Below are 15,617 nucleotides of genomic sequence, written 5' to 3'. Positions count from 1 at the left end.
GTGGCTGCGGCTGTTGGTCCTTGATGGTCAGATCTGCGGCTCGAGGCGGGCCTTGCTCGCGTAGAGCGTGCCGCCACCGTAGTAGGCGCTGACCTTTTCTTCCTCGAGCTTGGTGATCTGCTGCGGCGAGGCGAGCTGCGGAACACCGGCGAAATGCTCACCGAAGATCGAACGGATCTTCACGCGATTGCCCCAGATACGGGTGAAGGTGATCGGCACCAGACGCGACCCACTGCCGTATTCCGCATCGAGTTCCATCTCGAGGTAACGCACCATCTGTTCCGGCTCATCGACCCACATGTCCGTGATCTTGCCCACGATGGCACCGTCGCCTGCGACAACAGGCAGACCACGCGGATCACGACCGGCGGATACGCGGAAATGTTCGCTGCCCGACATCGGGATGATCTTCGGATGACCATGACCATCAAGTTCGGGTTCGTCACGGCGCGCTGCCCAGCTGCCCGGTCCCACGCCATCTTCGAGCGGATTGCCCACAGGATCGAAGGGGAAACCGCCGCTGTCAAACTGACGGGTCAGCTTGCCGTCGATATCGGTCCGTTCCGGGTTCTGGCCTGAAGGAACGGTATACTCGCCGCGGCCATGCGGCAGAAGAAAGGTCTTGTCGGCCGGGTTCGGGAACACGCTGCCGGCATCCGCCTGGCTGCCGTCCTCATCAAGAAGCGGATAGCCTTCGCGTTGGTTCTCGCGCTGGATCCAGATCACGAGTCCAACAAAGAAGATGAAAAACAACCAGAGCGAGATGCTCGCGAGGTCGAGGTTTCCAAGGATATAGTCTTCGGTCATGTTCAGTTCTCCTTGATGGGCCTTGGTCAGGTTGGGAAATCGGCAAGGCCCAGCCCTGTCGGTTTCTGGTTGATGGTAAGAGTGCTTCTGCTCTGGCTGACGAGTCGCCCAAGAATGATGAGCGTCGCGAACAGAAGCGCGATTTCGAAGTGGTAGACGACGGAATAGCCGGTGGTGGGCGTTGCAAGGGCCTCACCCCACCGGCCGGACAGCGCGATCATGTTGATGCCATCGCGGGTGGCTCCCCCGATGAGCGTGGACAGACCCGCGGCTGTCGCCTGCGCAGCGCTCCACGCACCCAAGGCGAGTCCGCGCCCGGCAAGCCCTTCGGCGGGCAGCGTCATCGCTGCTGTCAGGGTCGAGATGGCAAAATACCCGCCACCGAACCCGATCAAACCGGCACCGAGGAAGAACAGCGCAGTCGAATTCATCGGTGCCGCGAAGATCACCGTGCTGAATGCGGCGACCCCGGCCAGCAGACCGACCGACGCCATGCGGTAGGTGTTGCCTCCTTTGGCGAGAACCCGCGCAGCCAGCGCAAAGCCCAGCAACGCGCCCAGCGCCCATGTCGCCGTCAGCAACGTGGTCGACGATACGCTCAACCCAAGAATTTCGCCACCATAGGGTTCAAGCAGAACGTCCTGCATGTTGAAGGCCATCGTACCGACGAAGACCACGGCAAGCAGACGCCCCGCAGAGCCACCGGCCGTCAGGTCTTTCCATGCGTCCTTGAACGACGGCTGAGGCGCATCACGATCCTCTTTCGACATCGGGCGGACGCGCTCCTGTTTCCAAAGCGCGATGACATTGAGCAGCAGTGTCGCCACCGCGCAGCCCTGCACGACGCTGATCAGAAGCAGGCCCGAGAAATCCTTCAGCAGCCAGCCAATCACGATGGCCGATACGCCCATCCCCAGAAGGTACATCACGTAAAGCAGCGAGACGACGCGCGGGCGCGTTTCGTCCGTTGCCCGGTCAGCTGCTAGGGCAAGACCAGCGGTCTGTGTCATATGCATCCCGAGCCCGGTCATGATGAAGGCCAGCGCGGCAAAGACCTCACCGGCAAAAGGCACTTCGTGGGTAACATCGCCACCCAGCACCAACAGGCAGGCGGGCATCACCGCGAGACCCCCGAATTGCCAGAGCGTGCCGAACCAGAGATAGGGAATCCGCTTCCACCCGATGGCAGAGCGATAGTTGTCCGACTTGAACCCGAGAAGCGCCCGGAAGGGCGCGATGAGGACCGGCAACGCGACCATGATCGCAACCAGAGTTGCCGGGACAGAAAGCTCCACGATCATGACGCGGTTCAACGTACCAAGGAGCATGACACCCGCCATGCCCACGGACACCTGAAACAGGGCAAGCCGCAGCAGTTGGCCCAGCGGCAGGTCATCAGAGGCCGCGTCCGAAAACGGCAACAGCCTCAGGCCAAGGGACTTCACTTGTTTGCGGCTGACGATCATGGGCGGAACTCCAGCGCCTGGCTGATGTAAAATCCCGATGTGATCCGACCCAGATCGCGGAGCTGGCCAATATCAGAGACAGTTTTCTGCAAACGCGACGGGCCATGCGGAATCATCACAGGCGACCGGTCGGATCGGGGAAAGGCCTTTCCGGCGTACCACATCGTCATCAGGAGCGGGGTGCGCGGAGCCACGGTAAAGGCGACAGAGCCACTGGTGCGTTCGCCAAGCCGTGCCAGAGCGGCGCGAATATCAGCGCCGGTGTAATAGATCAGACTGTCCATCGAGATCACATAGTCGAACCTGCCCAGGTCGGCAGACAACATATCGCCGCTGGCAAAGGTCACGCGTGGATGCAGATGTGCAGGAAGACGATCCTCTGCGATCTTCACGAGCGACGGCGATATGTCGACTGCAACAACATCAGCGCCACGTTCGGCCAGTTCTTGCGTCATCTGCCCCGCACCGCAGCCCGCATCAAGAACGCGAACTCCGTTCAAGTCAGCCGGCAGCGCAGACAGCAGCTTGTCGCGCATCTGGTCCCGGCCTTTGCGGACAGTTTCACGAATCCGGCTCACCGGAGCGTCCGAGGTCAGACGCTCCCACACTTTGGTGGCCGTGCGGTCGAAATAGTGTTCGACCCGATCGCGTGTCGCGTCGTAGCTCATCAATCGAATCCCAGAAGTTCAAAGATGTCGCGGTCTTCAAGCGGCTGAGGTGTCAGTGCCTCGGTGCCGTTCCAAAGGGTCTCGGCCAAGCGGATGTATTCCTTGCGGGCCATGACGATGTCTTCCTCGTCCGGCATCTCGAAGAGGGTCTTCTTCTTGAGACGCGAGCGGCGGATGGCGTCGTAATCGGGCATATGCGCAATGCGCTTGAAGCCGACCTTGTCGCAGAAGCGATCCACTTCATCGGTCTCGCGCGACCGGTTGGCAACGCATCCTGCAAGCCGCACCTTGTAGTTAGACGACTTGGCCTGCACGGCGGCAATGATCCGGTTCATCGCGTAGATGCTGTCAAAATCATTGGCGGTGACGATCACCGCACGGTCCGCATGCTGAAGCGGAGCGGCAAAGCCACCGCAGACCACGTCACCCAGAACGTCGAAAAGAACGACATCTGTATCTTCAAGAAGGTGGTGCTGCTTGAGCAGTTTGACGGTCTGACCGACAACATAGCCACCACAGCCGGTTCCGGCCGGCGGACCGCCCGCTTCGATGCATTTCACCCCGTTGAAACCATCGGCCATGAAATCTTCGGGGCGCAGTTCCTCGGCGTGGAAATCAACCTCTTTCAGAATGTCGATCACCGTCGGTTGCAGCTTACCCGTCAATGTAAAGGTGCTGTCGTGCTTCGGGTCACAGCCGATCTGAAGCACGCGCTTGCCCAGCTTGGAAAACGCGGCGGACAGGTTCGACGACGTTGTCGACTTGCCGATGCCGCCCTTGCCATAGACAGCAAAAACCTTGGCCCCTTCGATGCGCATCGAATTGTCCTGGTGCACCTGAACCGAGCCTTCCCCGTCCTGACCCTTGAGAACGGGTGGCGCGGACAGGCCGCGCGCTTCGAGTCCGGCAGCTTCGCGCATTGCGGCGCGGGCGGCGGGGGGGCTTTTTGCGTCAAGTGGGCTCATGTGGGCCTCCGGTTGTACGTGTTGGCGCTCATTCTGCGGCGATCCCTTCAAGGCGATCTTCCAGAGCGTCTGCTGCGTCTTGCAACGCAGCCAGCGTTTCGGCGTCGGGTTGCCAGTAGTTGCGGTCGTGCGCTTCGAGGAGGCGGTTCGCCATGCGGCTCGAGGCGGTCGGGTTGAGTTCGGCCAGCCGGGCGCGCATGTCGGCGTCGAGAACGAAGGTTTCGCTCAGACGCTGATAGACCCAAGGCTCGACCTTGCCGGTGGTGGCGGACCATCCCATCGTGTTGGTGACCTGCGCCTCGATCTGGCGCACGCCTTCGGCCCCGTGCTTGAGCATGCTTTCGAACCATTTCGGGTTCAGACTGCGCGACCGGGTTTCCAGCGCGACCTGATCCTGAAGCGTGCGCACCTTGCCGTTGCCACGCGTGGTGTCCGAGATGTAAATCGCTGCTTCCTGTCCACCGCGGGCGCGTTTTACAGCGCGGGAGATCCCACCCAGCGTGTCGAAGTAGTGGTCAACTGTGGTGACCCCCAGCTCGACGGATTCGAGGTTCTGATAGGCAACATCGACGGTCTTGAGCGTTTCCTGCAGAAGAGCGGGGTTTGCTGCTGCCTTGCCGTTCACGCCATAGGCAAAGGATTTCCGCGCCTCGTAGGCGTCAGCCAACTCGTCTTCGTCTCCGAACGCAGAGCTGTCCACGAGCGCATTCACGTTCGACCCATAGGCCCCTTCGGCGTTCGAGAACACGCGCAACGCGGCGGTTTCAAGGTCAACGCCATTTTCCTGCGCATAGACCCACGCATGAGCCCGGATGTAGTTCATCTCCAAAGGCTCATCCGCCTCGGCGGCTTTCTTTGCCGCCTCGGCCAGCATGCGGGTCTGCAAAGGCAGAAGATCGCGGAAAATGCCTGACAAGGTCATAACCACGTCGATGCGCGGGCGACCCAGTTCCTCAAGCGGAATAAGATCAGCGCCGGAAATGCGACCAAAGCTGTCAAAGCGTGGCTTCGCGCCGATCAGGGCAAGCGCCTGCGCCAAGGGTGCACCGTCGGATTTGATGTTGTCTGATCCCCACAGCACCAGCGCCACGGTGCGCGGCAGGGTCTTGTGGGTTTCCAGCAGCAATTGTGCCTGTTTCGCACCATCGCGGCATGCAAACTCGGTCGGCATACGGAACGGATCGAACGCGTGGATGTTGCGCCCCGTGGGCAGCACCTCGGTCGAGCGGATCAGATCACCACCGGGCACCGGCGGGGTATAACGCCCGTCAAGCGCGCGCAGAAGACCCGCAATCTCGGTTTCCTGCTGCAAGAGAATGTCGATCTGCGCCTTCGTTTCGGCATCTGCGGTGTCGATCAGCTTGAGGTATTCCGCGCGTGCGGAATCGCTGAATGGCTTGCCGACGATGTGAAGACCATCAGGGATCAACGCATCTTCGGTTTCCAGCAGTTTGAGCCAGAGCGCATCGGGCTGTGTGCCGGACATATCCACGGCATCAGCCTGTTCGGCAATCAGCGCCTCCAACTCGACCCGTTCCGCGTCGGAAGGATCAAGTGACCGCCAGCGCGTCAGGCTGTCCTTCAGTTCCTGCAGGCCTTTGTAGAGACCCGATTGCGCAAGCGGGGGGGTCAGATGTGTCACGGTGACTGCACCTGAACGACGCTTCGCCAAGGCCGCTTCGGACGGGTTGTTCGACGCGTAGAGATAGACATTGGGCATCTCTCCGATCAACCGGTCCGGCCAGTCGCGCGCCCCTAGGCCCGCTTGTTTGCCGGGCATGAACTCAAGCGCGCCGTGCATGCCGAAATGCAGCACGACATCGGCTTTGAAGGTGTTCCGCATCCACAGGTAGAAAGTGACGAAAGCATGTGTCGGCGCGAACCCGCGTTCGAACAGCAGACGCATCGGATCGCCTTCGTATCCGAAGGTCGGCTGGACCCCGACGAACACCTTGCCGAACTGGGCACCCAGCACAAAAACGCCGCGCCCGTCGGACTGGATCTTGCCCGGTGCCGGACCCCAAACCGCCTCAATGGCCTTGAGAGGCGGCGTGTTGCGCACGATCTCGTCGGCACTGACATGTGCGGCAACATTGGCTTCCTGGCCATATTGCCTGGCATTGCCGTCCAGAACCGCAACGCGAAGCGCATCGACACTTTCGGGCGGATCAAGATCGTAGCCTTGCGCCTTCATGGCGTGCAGCGTGTTGTAAAGCGATTCAAAGACACTCAGATACGCCGCAGTGCCAACGGCACCCGCATTGGGCGGGAAGCCGAACAGCACGATGCCAACGTTCTTGTCGGCGTTTTCCTTGCGACGCAGCAGCGCCTGGCGCAGCGTCTTTTCCGCCAGACTGTCGATCCGTTCGCGGCAGGGCGCCATGGCCTTGCTCGCGGTGTCGCAAGGACACTGATACTGACAGCCGTTGCAGCCTTCGGGGCCGTGACGGCCGCCAAACACGGTCGGACAGGTCGCACCGTCAAGTTCGGGCAGCGCAATGAGCATCGTGGTTTCGATCGGGCCCAGACCCTGTTCGCCGTTCGCCCACTGACCCAAAGTCTGGAATTCAAGCGGGTGCGCCGCGATGTAGGGGATGTCGAGATCCTTGAGCACTTCGACCGCGGCGGAGCTGTCGTTATACGCGGGCCCGCCCACAAGGCTGAACCCGGTGAGGGACACCATCGCGTCAATCGTTGTGGCATCGTCGCGCCGGAAGAACTCGGCGATGGCAGGACGCCCGTCGAGACCGCCAGCAAATGCGGGAACAACGGCCATGCCCTTGGCTTCGAACGTACGGATGACGGCGTCGTAATGCGCAGTGTCATTTGCCAGCACGTACGACCGCATCATCAGAAGGCCAATCGTGGCCTTCGCATCTGCCGGGCGTGGCAGATCGGCGATGTCGGTGGTGATGCGGTTGGGCAGATCAGGGTGATACAGAGCCACATCGGGATATTCGATAGGCGCTTCGGCGACCGCGCCCAGCCATTCTTCGCGACCCTTGGCGTATTTGCCCAGAAGGTAGCGGACCATAGCCTCGATATTGTCGTCGGAACCCCCAAGCCAGTACTGCATGACAAGGAACCAGGACCGCAAATCCTGTGCCTTGCCGGGTACCATCTTGAGAAGCTTGGGCAGGCGGCGGAGCTGCTGCATCCGCTTCTCACCCTTCTCGACCTCGGAGTCCTTGGATTTCGGTTTCAGCGATTTCAGGATTTTCATTAAGCCAGAGGCTGGCTTGCTCATGTCGAGCTTGCCCAACTTGGTCAGCTTGATGATCTCTGCATCGGCAATGACCCCGATCATCCCGTCGACCTTGTCACGCACCGCGCGCAGGTCGTCGATGATCGGTTTGATATGTTCCTCGAGAAACAGAAGATTGGCCACAACCATGTCGGCTTTGGCGATCGCGGCCTTGGTTTCAGCCAGCGTTTCCGGCGTTTCGGCCCATTCGGCAGCGGCGTGTACCGTAACGCTCAGACCGGGGAAATCCTGCGCAAGATTGACCGACGCCCGCGCCACGGGACCGGCCGCATGGCTGTCCAGTGTGATGATGGCGATGTTGTACGCCCGGGCTTCGGTGAAACTATCGCGCATAATGAGCCTTCGCCTCGTAAAGCGTGTCAACGCTGATTTCAGAGACACCCCGCTCGGACGCGAAGGTTTCGGTGTTGCGCTTGGCCTTGCCGCGCACAAAGAATGGGATTTTCTTGAGTTCCTTTTCGGCGGCCGGAAGCCAGACAATCTCGACCGGACCGGTGTTCACGTGCACGGGTTCAGGTGAAACAGTCTCTGACTCCGGGCTTTCGGAAATCCCGATTTCGCGCAGCTTGGCCTTGTGGCCGTGGTGGCTTGCACCTGCGTCGTCGTGGAATTCGAAATCTTCGCGGAACATGGTGAGCAAATGCTCTTCCAGACCCATCACGAGCGGATGAACCCACGTGTCGAAGATTACATTGGCGCCTTCGATGCCCATTTGCGGGCTGTAGCGCGCCGGGAAGTCCTGCACGTGGACGGGTGCGGAAATGACAGCGCAGGGAATGCCCAGACGCTTGCCGATATGGCGTTCCATCTGCGTGCCGAGGATCAGCTCTGGGGCGAGTTCCTCGATCCGGCGCTCGACCTCGAGATAATCGTCGGTGATCAAGGCCTCGACGCCGTACTCCTTGGCCAAGTTCCGCAGCATTCGAGCCTGTTCGCGGTTGTAACAGCCCATGCCGACCACTTCGAAACCCATCTCGTCGCGCGCGATGCGGGCACAGGCGGCGACGTGCGTGCCGTCACCAAAAAGGAAGACGCGCTTGCCGGTCAGGTAGGTGCTGTCGACGCTGGCCGAATACCACGGCATCCGCAGACGACTTTCATCCAGAACAGGCTCTACTCCGGCCAGTTTGGCGACTTCAGCGACGAAATCGCGGGTCGCACCAACGCCGATCGGAACCGTTTTCGTGTAGGGCTGCCCGAACTCCCGTTCCATGAAACGGGCAGCGGTTTCGGCGGTTTCGGGGTACATGAGTACGTTGAAATGGGCCTGACCCATCTTCGCGATCTCCGAGGGTGACGCGGGCATGGGAGCCACCACGTTCACCTCGATCCCCATATCCATAAGCAGACCGGTAACTTCAACGATGTCGTCCCGGTGACGGAAGCCAAGACCGGTTGGCCCGATCAGGTTGGCCGTCACGTGCGCGGTCTTGTCCATCGGCTTTGCCAAAGTTCGCACGATCTGGAAAAACGTCTCGTCCGCGCCGAAGTTTTCCTTGCGCTGATAGCTGGGCAGTTCCAGCGGAATGGCCGGTATCGGCAGACCAAGTGTCTCGGACAGACCGCCGGGATCATCCTGGATGAGTTCGGCGGTGCAGGACGCGCCGACGATCATCGCTTCGGGCTTGAACCGTTCATAAGCGGCCATCGCGGCGTCCTTGAACAGGTAAGCCGTATCAGCGCCCAGGTCGCGTGCCTGGAACGTCGTATAGGTCACCGGCGGGCGGTGGTTGCGCCGCTCGATCATGGTGAACAGCAGGTCGGCATAGGTGTCGCCCTGCGGGGCGTGCAACACGTAATGCAGGCCGGTCATGCCGGTGGCGACGCGCATTGCGCCGACATGCGGGGGGCCTTCATATGTCCAAACGGTCAGCTTCATTCCGCAGCCTCCAGTTTGAGAAGGTCGCGGCGGCGCACGGGGCGCGAGAAGAGACCCGCCAGATCGCCCGCCTGTTCGTAGAAATGCACCGGCGTGAAAACCAGTTCGATGGCCCATTTGGTCGTCAAACCCTCGGCTTCAAGCGGATTGGCAAGCCCCAGACCGCAGACCGTCAGATCGGGACGGGCGGCGCGGCAGCGGTCGAGTTGCTTGTCGACATCCTGACCCTCAGCGATCACCGGGCCCTCGGCCAGAAGATCAAGATCGGGGGCCATCACAGCCTTATGAATGAAGGGAGCTCCGACCTCGACCGCATCCATTCCACACTCGCGCGTGAGGAAACGTGCCAACGGGATTTCCAATTGGCTGTCGGGGAAAAAGAAGACGGACCGACCCTTGATCGCTTCCGATGCCTGTGCGACCGCCTTGCGGGCCCTAGCGCGCGGAGCGTCAGTGACTTCGGCGAATTTCGCGTCCGTCACGCCGAACTGATCCGCGATGGCGCGCAGCCATTGTGTTGTGCCCTCTTCACCAAAGGGGAACGGAGCAGCGATATGGTTGGCACCACGCCGTTGCAGCGCTTCGTGCGTATCGGTCAGAAACGGCTGGGTCAGCGCGTAGACCGTGTTCGGGCCAATGCCATATTCATCGCTCGCGCGTGCGGCGGGCAAAACACGGATCGGACCGATGCCCATCGCTTCGAGCAAACCGATGGCCTGTTCTTCGACAACATCGGGAAGCGCACCGACCAACAGCAACTCGCGCGCGTCCGTCTGCGGCATAACCGGCACCATTGCAGCAAGACAGGCATCTTCACCCTGGGTGAATGTGGTCTCGATACCGGAACCGGAATAGCTGAGCACGCGGACATTCGGCGCAAACTGCGCACTCATGCGTTCTGCTGCCTTGGCGAGATCAAGCTTGATCACTTCGGACGGGCAGGACCCAACGAGGAACAGCTGTTTGATATCCGGACGGCGCGACAGCAATTCGCCTACCACGCGGTCCAGCTCCTGCTGTGCGTCGGCCATTCCGGCAAGATCGGTCTCTTCCAGAATCGCGGTGGCAAAACGCGGTTCGGCAAAGATCATCACGCCAGCCGCGGATTGCAGAAGATGCGCGCAGGTGCGACTGCCGACGACAAGGAAGAACGCATCCTGCATCTTGCGGTGCAACCAGATGATGCCGGTCAGTCCACAGAATACCTCGTGCTGGCCTCGCTCTTTCAGAACAGGTGTGTTCGAACAGCCGCGGGACGGCGGCGGGGCGAATTGCTCGGTCATGCGGGTGCCTCACTTGTCGGGGTGACTTTGCCGGCTTCCAGACGGGCGACACGCAGTTTCCAAAGGAACTGGCCTGCGTTGATCACATAAGCCGCGTAGGCCGCCAGCGCGAGCAACATCTCCCCAGTCGGGGTCAGAGCAGCAGTCCAGAGCGACCAGACATAGGCCAGGTGCAACGCGATGACGAGAAACGAGAAGACATCTTCCCAGAAGAAGGCCGGTGCAAAGAGGTACTGACCAAAGACGACCTTTTCCCAGATTGCGCCCGTCACCATGATCGTGAGCAGGAAAACCGTCTTGATCAGGATGGATATCGTCGCCGCGTCATATCCGGCGCCAGTCAGCAGATAGCGCAGCACCAAAGCCAGAGAGACAAGGAAAACAAGGAATTGCAGCGGTGCAAGCACGCCCTGAATGGTGGTCCAGATGCTGTTGTCCCGGCGTGCGCGCTGTTCCTCCGTGTAGAGGAAAGCCGGCTTTCCGGCGGCGCGATGCGATCCTGCCATGTCTTCGATTCCGTTCTTGTTCCCTGAAAAGTATCTGCGGCCAGCGGCAAGTGTCAACTAAAACTTACACTCATGTTCCAACGTCGGATGCGCCGCACGATTCTCTGACAGACTCCGAAGAACCGTCAGAAAACGCTTTTTTCTTATGGGTTTTTTCGTCTATAGCGCCTTGAAATGAATGCTTAACAAGCGCCACTGTCAATTATCTTTGACATTAAGCGCCAAGAATCAGAGACTGTAGATGTCTGATATGCTTGACATGTGTCGTGCAGCATCGGTTACGAGGGTTTGACAATGGCAAACGACCATACCGACGACCGAACATCCCCAGACGAGAACCGGCTTGATATCTCGGCTCTGGCGTCGACCGTTCTGTCGGTTCTAAGCGACAAGGGAGAAGAGGGCGCGCAGACCATCCGCAGCAGCGTGGTCCAGAAACTTGTGGACGTCGCTCTTCAACCGGGCGCGTTCAACGCCGAGGCTCTTCTTGACGATCTCAAGGATCGCAGGATCAGCGCGGACCAGATCGTCGATATTTATATCCCGCAGGCCGCCCGCGAAATGGGGCGGATGTGGTCAGAAGATGTGATCGGCTTTGCCAAGGTGACGATTGCCACAGCGCGTCTGCAGGGACTGCTGACCATGCTGGCACCCCCTTGGGCCGCTAAGCCGACCGAGATCGCCAACGGGATCAACGTGCTCTTGCTTCTGCAGGGCAATGACAGCCATACGCTCGGCCCACATGTGGCCACCGCTCAGATGCGCCGTGCCGGTGCGTCGGTCCGAATCCTGTTTGGCGCGCGCGATGATACGATCCTGCAAGCACTGTCGGAAGAAAGCTACGACATGGTTCTGTTTTCGGGCTCACGTCCCGACGCGCTTGCATCAATCGCAAAGTTGGTTAAACGCATTAGAACCGGTGTCTTGTCGCCCCCGCCGCTCGTTCTCGGAGGAATCGTTCTGAACCTAGCGGACGGTGTTAAAGAAAAGACTGACGTCGATCTGGTGACAAACGATGTGAAGGTTGCACTGAAGCTGTGCGAAAAGAACAAATCCAGAAACAGGTCTTTGACGCGGTAATGAACACGGGTGGGTCCAGTTTCTGGAGCAGCGGCTCCGTTCCCCTTATCGACGCAGAGGTCTTGTCGAGCATCATTACCGTTGCGTCCGACATCGCTCTTGTCGTGTCACGGAACGGCAAGGTGCTTTCTGTCCTGATCAACCCGAATGAAACGTCCTTTGGCAAATTGGGACATTGGGAGGGACGACCGCTCAAGGATTTCCTCACCAAGGAGAGCCGTCCCAAGATCGAAGCTGTCATGCAAGCGATGGAAAAGGGCGAGACACCGTCACGTTCCGTCGAGCTGAACCATACGGACAATGCCGTCTGGGAGTTTCCCGTGCGGTACAGCTTCCATCCCTTCGGCTCGGATGGGTCTTTCCTCATGTTGGGGCGTGACTTGCGCCCGATTGCCGAAACACAACAACAGTTGGTTCAGGCGCAGATGTCGCTGGAACAGGGCTACGAGGCGCGTCGCGAATTCGATGCGCGGTATCGTCTGTTGTTGCGCACGGTCCGCGACGCCATCGTGTTCGTGTCCGTCAATGACGGCAAGATAAAAGACCTGAACGATCCGGCCGCATCACTGCTTCAATCCAGCCGCGATGATCTGATCGGGTCGTCCTTCGCGCAGGAATTCAGGGACAAACGCCCAGAAGAATTCACCGAAGCGCTCATCAACGCCTCGATCTCGGAAAGCAATGCCGGCGTGGAGGTGCAATCGCGCCGCGGCCGTCAGCGGGTGATGATCACTCCACAGGTTTTCCGTGCTGCTGGCGAACGCATCCTGATTTGTCGCCTGTCAACCGCTGACGAAGCCGCCGCGCGCTTCGACAACCTGTCCAGCAACCTTGCTGCCGTTTTCGAAAAAGGGGCGGATGCCTTTGTCTTCACCACGGCAACCGGGATCATCGAGGCGTGCAACGACGCGTTCCTTGATCTGGTCGATGCCGCACATGCTGTTGATGTACGTGGCCGAAGCTTGGCCGATTTCCTGGGGCGCGGTCAGATTGACATGAGCGTACTGGTCGAAAACGCCCGTCGCACCGGACAGATGCGAATGTACTCGACCAAACTGCTGAACGATTTCGGCGCCAAGACACCTGTCGAAATGTCCGTGACCTTCTTCGAAGAGCGTAATGAGCCGACATTGGGTTTTGTCATTCGTGACATCAGTCGGGTCGATGCGATGCGCAAGGCACCGCTGCAGACATCCGAGGAATCCAGCCGCAACGTGATGGAGTTGGTCGGGTCCGCGACGCTCAAGGAAATCGTTTCGGAAACCACCGACGTAGTCGAGAAGATGTGCATCGAAACCGCCGTCAGCCTGACACGGAACAACCGTGTGGCTGCTGCAGAGATGCTGGGCCTGTCACGGCAGAGCCTTTATGTGAAGCTGCGTAAGTACGGCTTGCTCAACAAAGACGGCGATGGCGAATAACGCCTAAACAGCGTCATTAGGCCGCCTCAATTCCTCTTGGCCCCTCTCTTTCGCTTGATGTGAATCGATTTGTCGTGTTTAGTTGACACATGACTGTCAGCGTAAGTTTACACCAAGATCGCTACCCTGCCCCTTCGGCCATGCTGGAGCTGATCAAACCCGTCACATGGTTCCCGCCGATGTGGGCCTATGCGTGCGGGGCCGTGGCCTCGGGTGTGGCCATCACGGAACATCTAGGCCTCCTGATCGTCGGGGTTATCCTTGCCGGTCCGGTGGTCTGCGGCATGAGCCAGGCCGCCAACGATTGGTGCGACCGCCATGTGGATGCCATCAACGAGCCGGATCGGCCGATTCCTTCGGGCCGCATTCCCGGTCGTTGGGGATTGTGGATCGCACTTGCGATGTCCGCCCTGTCGCTTGCGCTGGGTGCATTGCTTGGGACATGGGGATTTATCGCGACCGTGGTCGGCGTGATTGCGGCATGGGCCTATTCGGTCGAACCGATCCGCCTGAAAAGGTCCGGTTGGTTTGGGCCGGGTCTTGTCGGCCTCTCCTACGAATCGCTTCCCTGGTTCACGGGCGCGGCGGTTCTCAGTCAGACGCTGCCTTCAGGTCCTATCATCCTGATCGCGCTGCTCTATGGAATCGGCGCACATGGGATCATGACCCTGAACGATTTCAAAGCGCTTGAGGGGGACGCACAGATGGGCGTCAATTCCCTTCCCGTCACACTTGGTCCGGAAAAGGCAGCCAAGGTCGCCTGTCTGGTCATGATTGTTCCGCAGATCTTCGTCATTCTCGCATTGGCCAAATGGGGACAATCCACCCAAGCGGCCATCGTTCTCATACTGTTGCTTGGTCAACTTTGGGCCATGTCCGTTATGCTCAAGGACCCCAAGGCAAAAGCGCCCTGGTACAACGCGACCGGTGTGCTGATGTATGTTTCCGGCATGATGGTCTCGGCCTTCGCCCTGCGCGCGATGGGGGCTCTCTGATGACGCTGGGCTGGCTCGCCATCGTTCGACTGGGCCTCGTACAGATGGCACTCGGGGCCATCGTTGTCCTGACGACATCCACGTTGAACCGCCTGATGGTCGTCGAACTTGCCCTTCCCGCCGTCCTGCCGGGCATGCTGGTTGCGCTGCACTATGGTATCCAGATCACGCGCCCGAATTGGGGCTTCCTGTCCGACAAAGGCGGGAACCGAACGCGCTGGATTCTTCGGGGCATGCTGATCCTTGCCGCTGGCGGTGTTCTGGCGGCTTTGGGTGTCGTCGAAATGGCAAATAGCTATGCGGTCGGACTGGCCATGTCGATTGTCGCCTATGCGCTGATCGGTTTGGGTGCCGGTGCAGCTGGAACATCGGTTCTCGCTCTGCTCGCAACGGCAACAGCACCGCATCGCCGGGCAGCTGCGGCCACGATCACTTGGCTGATGATGATTTTCGGCATCGCCATGACCGCCGGTGTCGTCGGTCAATTGCTCGACCCCTATACGCCAGCCATTCTGATTGAAGTGGTCTCTGGCGTCGCCTTGGCTGCGCTCGCCATCACGGTGCTTGCCACCTGGCGCATTGAACGCGGTGTTGAAGCAGCGCCTGAACCGGATCCCGTGCCCTTCCGCGAGGGGCTGGCCGAGGTTTGGGCCGAACCCAAGGCCCGGCTCTTCACGATTTTCGTCTTCCTGTCCATGACGGCCTATTTCATGCAGGAATTGATCCTTGAACCCTATGCCGGTCTGGTTTTTGGCTTCACCCCCGGTGAAAGCACCACACTTTCAGGCATCCAGAACGGCGGTGTCTTCCTTGGCATGCTGACCGTCGGCATCGCTGCGACCGCGCTGCGCTTTGGCTGTCTGCGGAACTGGGTGATCGGCGGCTGTCTTGGATCGGCGGCAAGCCTGTGTGTGATCGCCATTCTGGGCGGATACGCCCTGCCCCAGACGCTTTTGCCTGCCGTATTTGCCCTTGGCTTCTTCAATGGCGCGTTTGCCGTCGCCGCCATCGGCTCGATGATGGCGCTGGCGGGCGAAGGCCGGGAAAAGCGCGAAGGCACACGTATGGGTCTTTGGGGGGCCGCACAGGCCATTGCGGCGGGCTTTGGTGGCCTGACCGGGGCTGCTGCTGCCGACATCATGCGCACTTTGACCACCGACGCGCCCGCTTTCGGGACCGTCTTTGTTTTTGAAGCCGGGTTGTTCCTGTGCGCCGCCGTCATGGCGTTACGCATCATGGAAGGCAGCCCCGCACAAGCCGAACTGATCGCAGGAGAGTGACC

Annotated in this window: 12 protein-coding genes; 4 read left to right on the top strand and 8 right to left on the bottom strand. The window is 60.0% G+C overall.

The annotated features are described in order from the left end of the window. Positions 1–27 precede the first annotated feature (27 nt). The 8 genes from puhA to bchF form a co-directional block, all read right to left on the bottom strand. Positions 28–807 (bottom strand): photosynthetic reaction center subunit H, encoded by a 780-nt coding sequence (gene puhA / locus MRY75_RS21660; protein ID WP_292310116.1) that lies wholly within the window; start codon positions 805–807, stop codon positions 28–30. A 26-nt stretch (positions 808–833) separates the two neighbouring features. Then, complete coding sequence (locus MRY75_RS21655; RefSeq protein WP_292310114.1) at positions 834–2,273, bottom strand: PucC family protein; 1,440 nt, start codon at positions 2,271–2,273, stop codon at positions 834–836. Continuing rightward, positions 2,270–2,941, bottom strand: a complete 672-nt coding sequence (gene bchM / locus MRY75_RS21650; protein WP_292310112.1) for a magnesium protoporphyrin IX methyltransferase — start codon at positions 2,939–2,941, stop codon at positions 2,270–2,272. Before bchM ends, MRY75_RS21655 begins: the two co-directional genes overlap by 4 nt. Next, positions 2,941–3,861, bottom strand: coding sequence for a ferredoxin:protochlorophyllide reductase (ATP-dependent) iron-sulfur ATP-binding protein (gene bchL / locus MRY75_RS21645; protein WP_292310248.1), 921 nt, complete (start codon positions 3,859–3,861; stop codon positions 2,941–2,943). The genes bchM and bchL overlap by 1 nt, the downstream gene beginning before the upstream one ends. 73 nt (positions 3,862–3,934) lie before the next feature. Further along, positions 3,935–7,504 (bottom strand): magnesium chelatase subunit H, encoded by a 3,570-nt coding sequence (locus tag MRY75_RS21640; protein WP_292310110.1) that lies wholly within the window; start codon positions 7,502–7,504, stop codon positions 3,935–3,937. After that, on the bottom strand, positions 7,494–9,050 hold the full coding sequence (bchB, locus tag MRY75_RS21635; protein WP_292310108.1) for a ferredoxin:protochlorophyllide reductase (ATP-dependent) subunit B: 1,557 nt from the start codon (positions 9,048–9,050) through the stop codon (positions 7,494–7,496). Before bchB ends, MRY75_RS21640 begins: the two co-directional genes overlap by 11 nt. After that, complete coding sequence (locus tag MRY75_RS21630; RefSeq protein ID WP_292310106.1) at positions 9,047–10,333, bottom strand: ferredoxin:protochlorophyllide reductase (ATP-dependent) subunit N; 1,287 nt, start codon at positions 10,331–10,333, stop codon at positions 9,047–9,049. Before MRY75_RS21630 ends, bchB begins: the two co-directional genes overlap by 4 nt. Next, entirely contained in the window at positions 10,330–10,839 is a 510-nt protein-coding gene (gene bchF, locus MRY75_RS21625; RefSeq protein WP_292310104.1) for a 2-vinyl bacteriochlorophyllide hydratase, read from the bottom strand. Before bchF ends, MRY75_RS21630 begins: the two co-directional genes overlap by 4 nt. A gap of 294 nt (positions 10,840–11,133) precedes the next feature. On the opposite strand from bchF, the gene MRY75_RS21620 reads away from it, so the two are divergent. The 4 genes from MRY75_RS21620 to MRY75_RS21605 all read left to right on the top strand — a co-directional run bounded on the left by MRY75_RS21620 (position 11,134) and on the right by MRY75_RS21605 (position 15,615). Continuing rightward, positions 11,134–11,919 carry a cobalamin-dependent protein gene (locus tag MRY75_RS21620; RefSeq protein ID WP_292310103.1) on the top strand — a complete coding sequence of 262 codons (786 nt, stop codon included), beginning with the start codon at positions 11,134–11,136 and terminating at the stop codon, positions 11,917–11,919. Then, positions 11,919–13,340 (top strand): transcriptional regulator PpsR, encoded by a 1,422-nt coding sequence (ppsR, locus tag MRY75_RS21615; RefSeq protein ID WP_292310101.1) that lies wholly within the window; start codon positions 11,919–11,921, stop codon positions 13,338–13,340. The genes MRY75_RS21620 and ppsR overlap by 1 nt, the downstream gene beginning before the upstream one ends. Positions 13,341–13,429: 89 nt before the next feature. After that, positions 13,430–14,335: a chlorophyll synthase ChlG gene (gene chlG, locus MRY75_RS21610; RefSeq protein WP_292310099.1), complete on the top strand. Its 906-nt coding sequence runs from the start codon at positions 13,430–13,432 to the stop codon at positions 14,333–14,335. After that, complete coding sequence (locus tag MRY75_RS21605; protein ID WP_292310097.1) at positions 14,335–15,615, top strand: BCD family MFS transporter; 1,281 nt, start codon at positions 14,335–14,337, stop codon at positions 15,613–15,615. Before chlG ends, MRY75_RS21605 begins: the two co-directional genes overlap by 1 nt. The last annotated feature ends 2 nt before the right edge of the window (positions 15,616–15,617 follow it).

Origin of the sequence: Marivita sp. (genome assembly GCF_022763305.1) — a bacterium.
GTDB lineage: Bacteria > Pseudomonadota > Alphaproteobacteria > Rhodobacterales > Rhodobacteraceae > Marivita.
This window is presented reverse-complemented; position numbering and strand designations above follow the sequence as displayed.

Coding starts and splice junctions, on each gene's coding strand:
- MRY75_RS21630 (WP_292310106.1), bottom strand. CDS start 10,333: ATGACCGAGCAATTCGCCCCGCCGCCGTCCCGCGGCTGTTCGAACACA.
- bchM (WP_292310112.1), bottom strand. CDS start 2,941: ATGAGCTACGACGCGACACGCGATCGGGTCGAACACTATTTCGACCGC.
- bchF (WP_292310104.1), bottom strand. CDS start 10,839: ATGGCAGGATCGCATCGCGCCGCCGGAAAGCCGGCTTTCCTCTACACG.
- MRY75_RS21655 (WP_292310114.1), bottom strand. CDS start 2,273: ATGATCGTCAGCCGCAAACAAGTGAAGTCCCTTGGCCTGAGGCTGTTG.
- chlG (WP_292310099.1), top strand. CDS start 13,430: ATGACTGTCAGCGTAAGTTTACACCAAGATCGCTACCCTGCCCCTTCG.
- bchB (WP_292310108.1), bottom strand. CDS start 9,050: ATGAAGCTGACCGTTTGGACATATGAAGGCCCCCCGCATGTCGGCGCA.
- ppsR (WP_292310101.1), top strand. CDS start 11,919: ATGAACACGGGTGGGTCCAGTTTCTGGAGCAGCGGCTCCGTTCCCCTT.
- bchL (WP_292310248.1), bottom strand. CDS start 3,861: ATGCGCGAAGCTGCCGGACTCGAAGCGCGCGGCCTGTCCGCGCCACCC.
- MRY75_RS21605 (WP_292310097.1), top strand. CDS start 14,335: ATGACGCTGGGCTGGCTCGCCATCGTTCGACTGGGCCTCGTACAGATG.
- MRY75_RS21620 (WP_292310103.1), top strand. CDS start 11,134: ATGGCAAACGACCATACCGACGACCGAACATCCCCAGACGAGAACCGG.
- MRY75_RS21640 (WP_292310110.1), bottom strand. CDS start 7,504: ATGCGCGATAGTTTCACCGAAGCCCGGGCGTACAACATCGCCATCATC.
- puhA (WP_292310116.1), bottom strand. CDS start 807: ATGACCGAAGACTATATCCTTGGAAACCTCGACCTCGCGAGCATCTCG.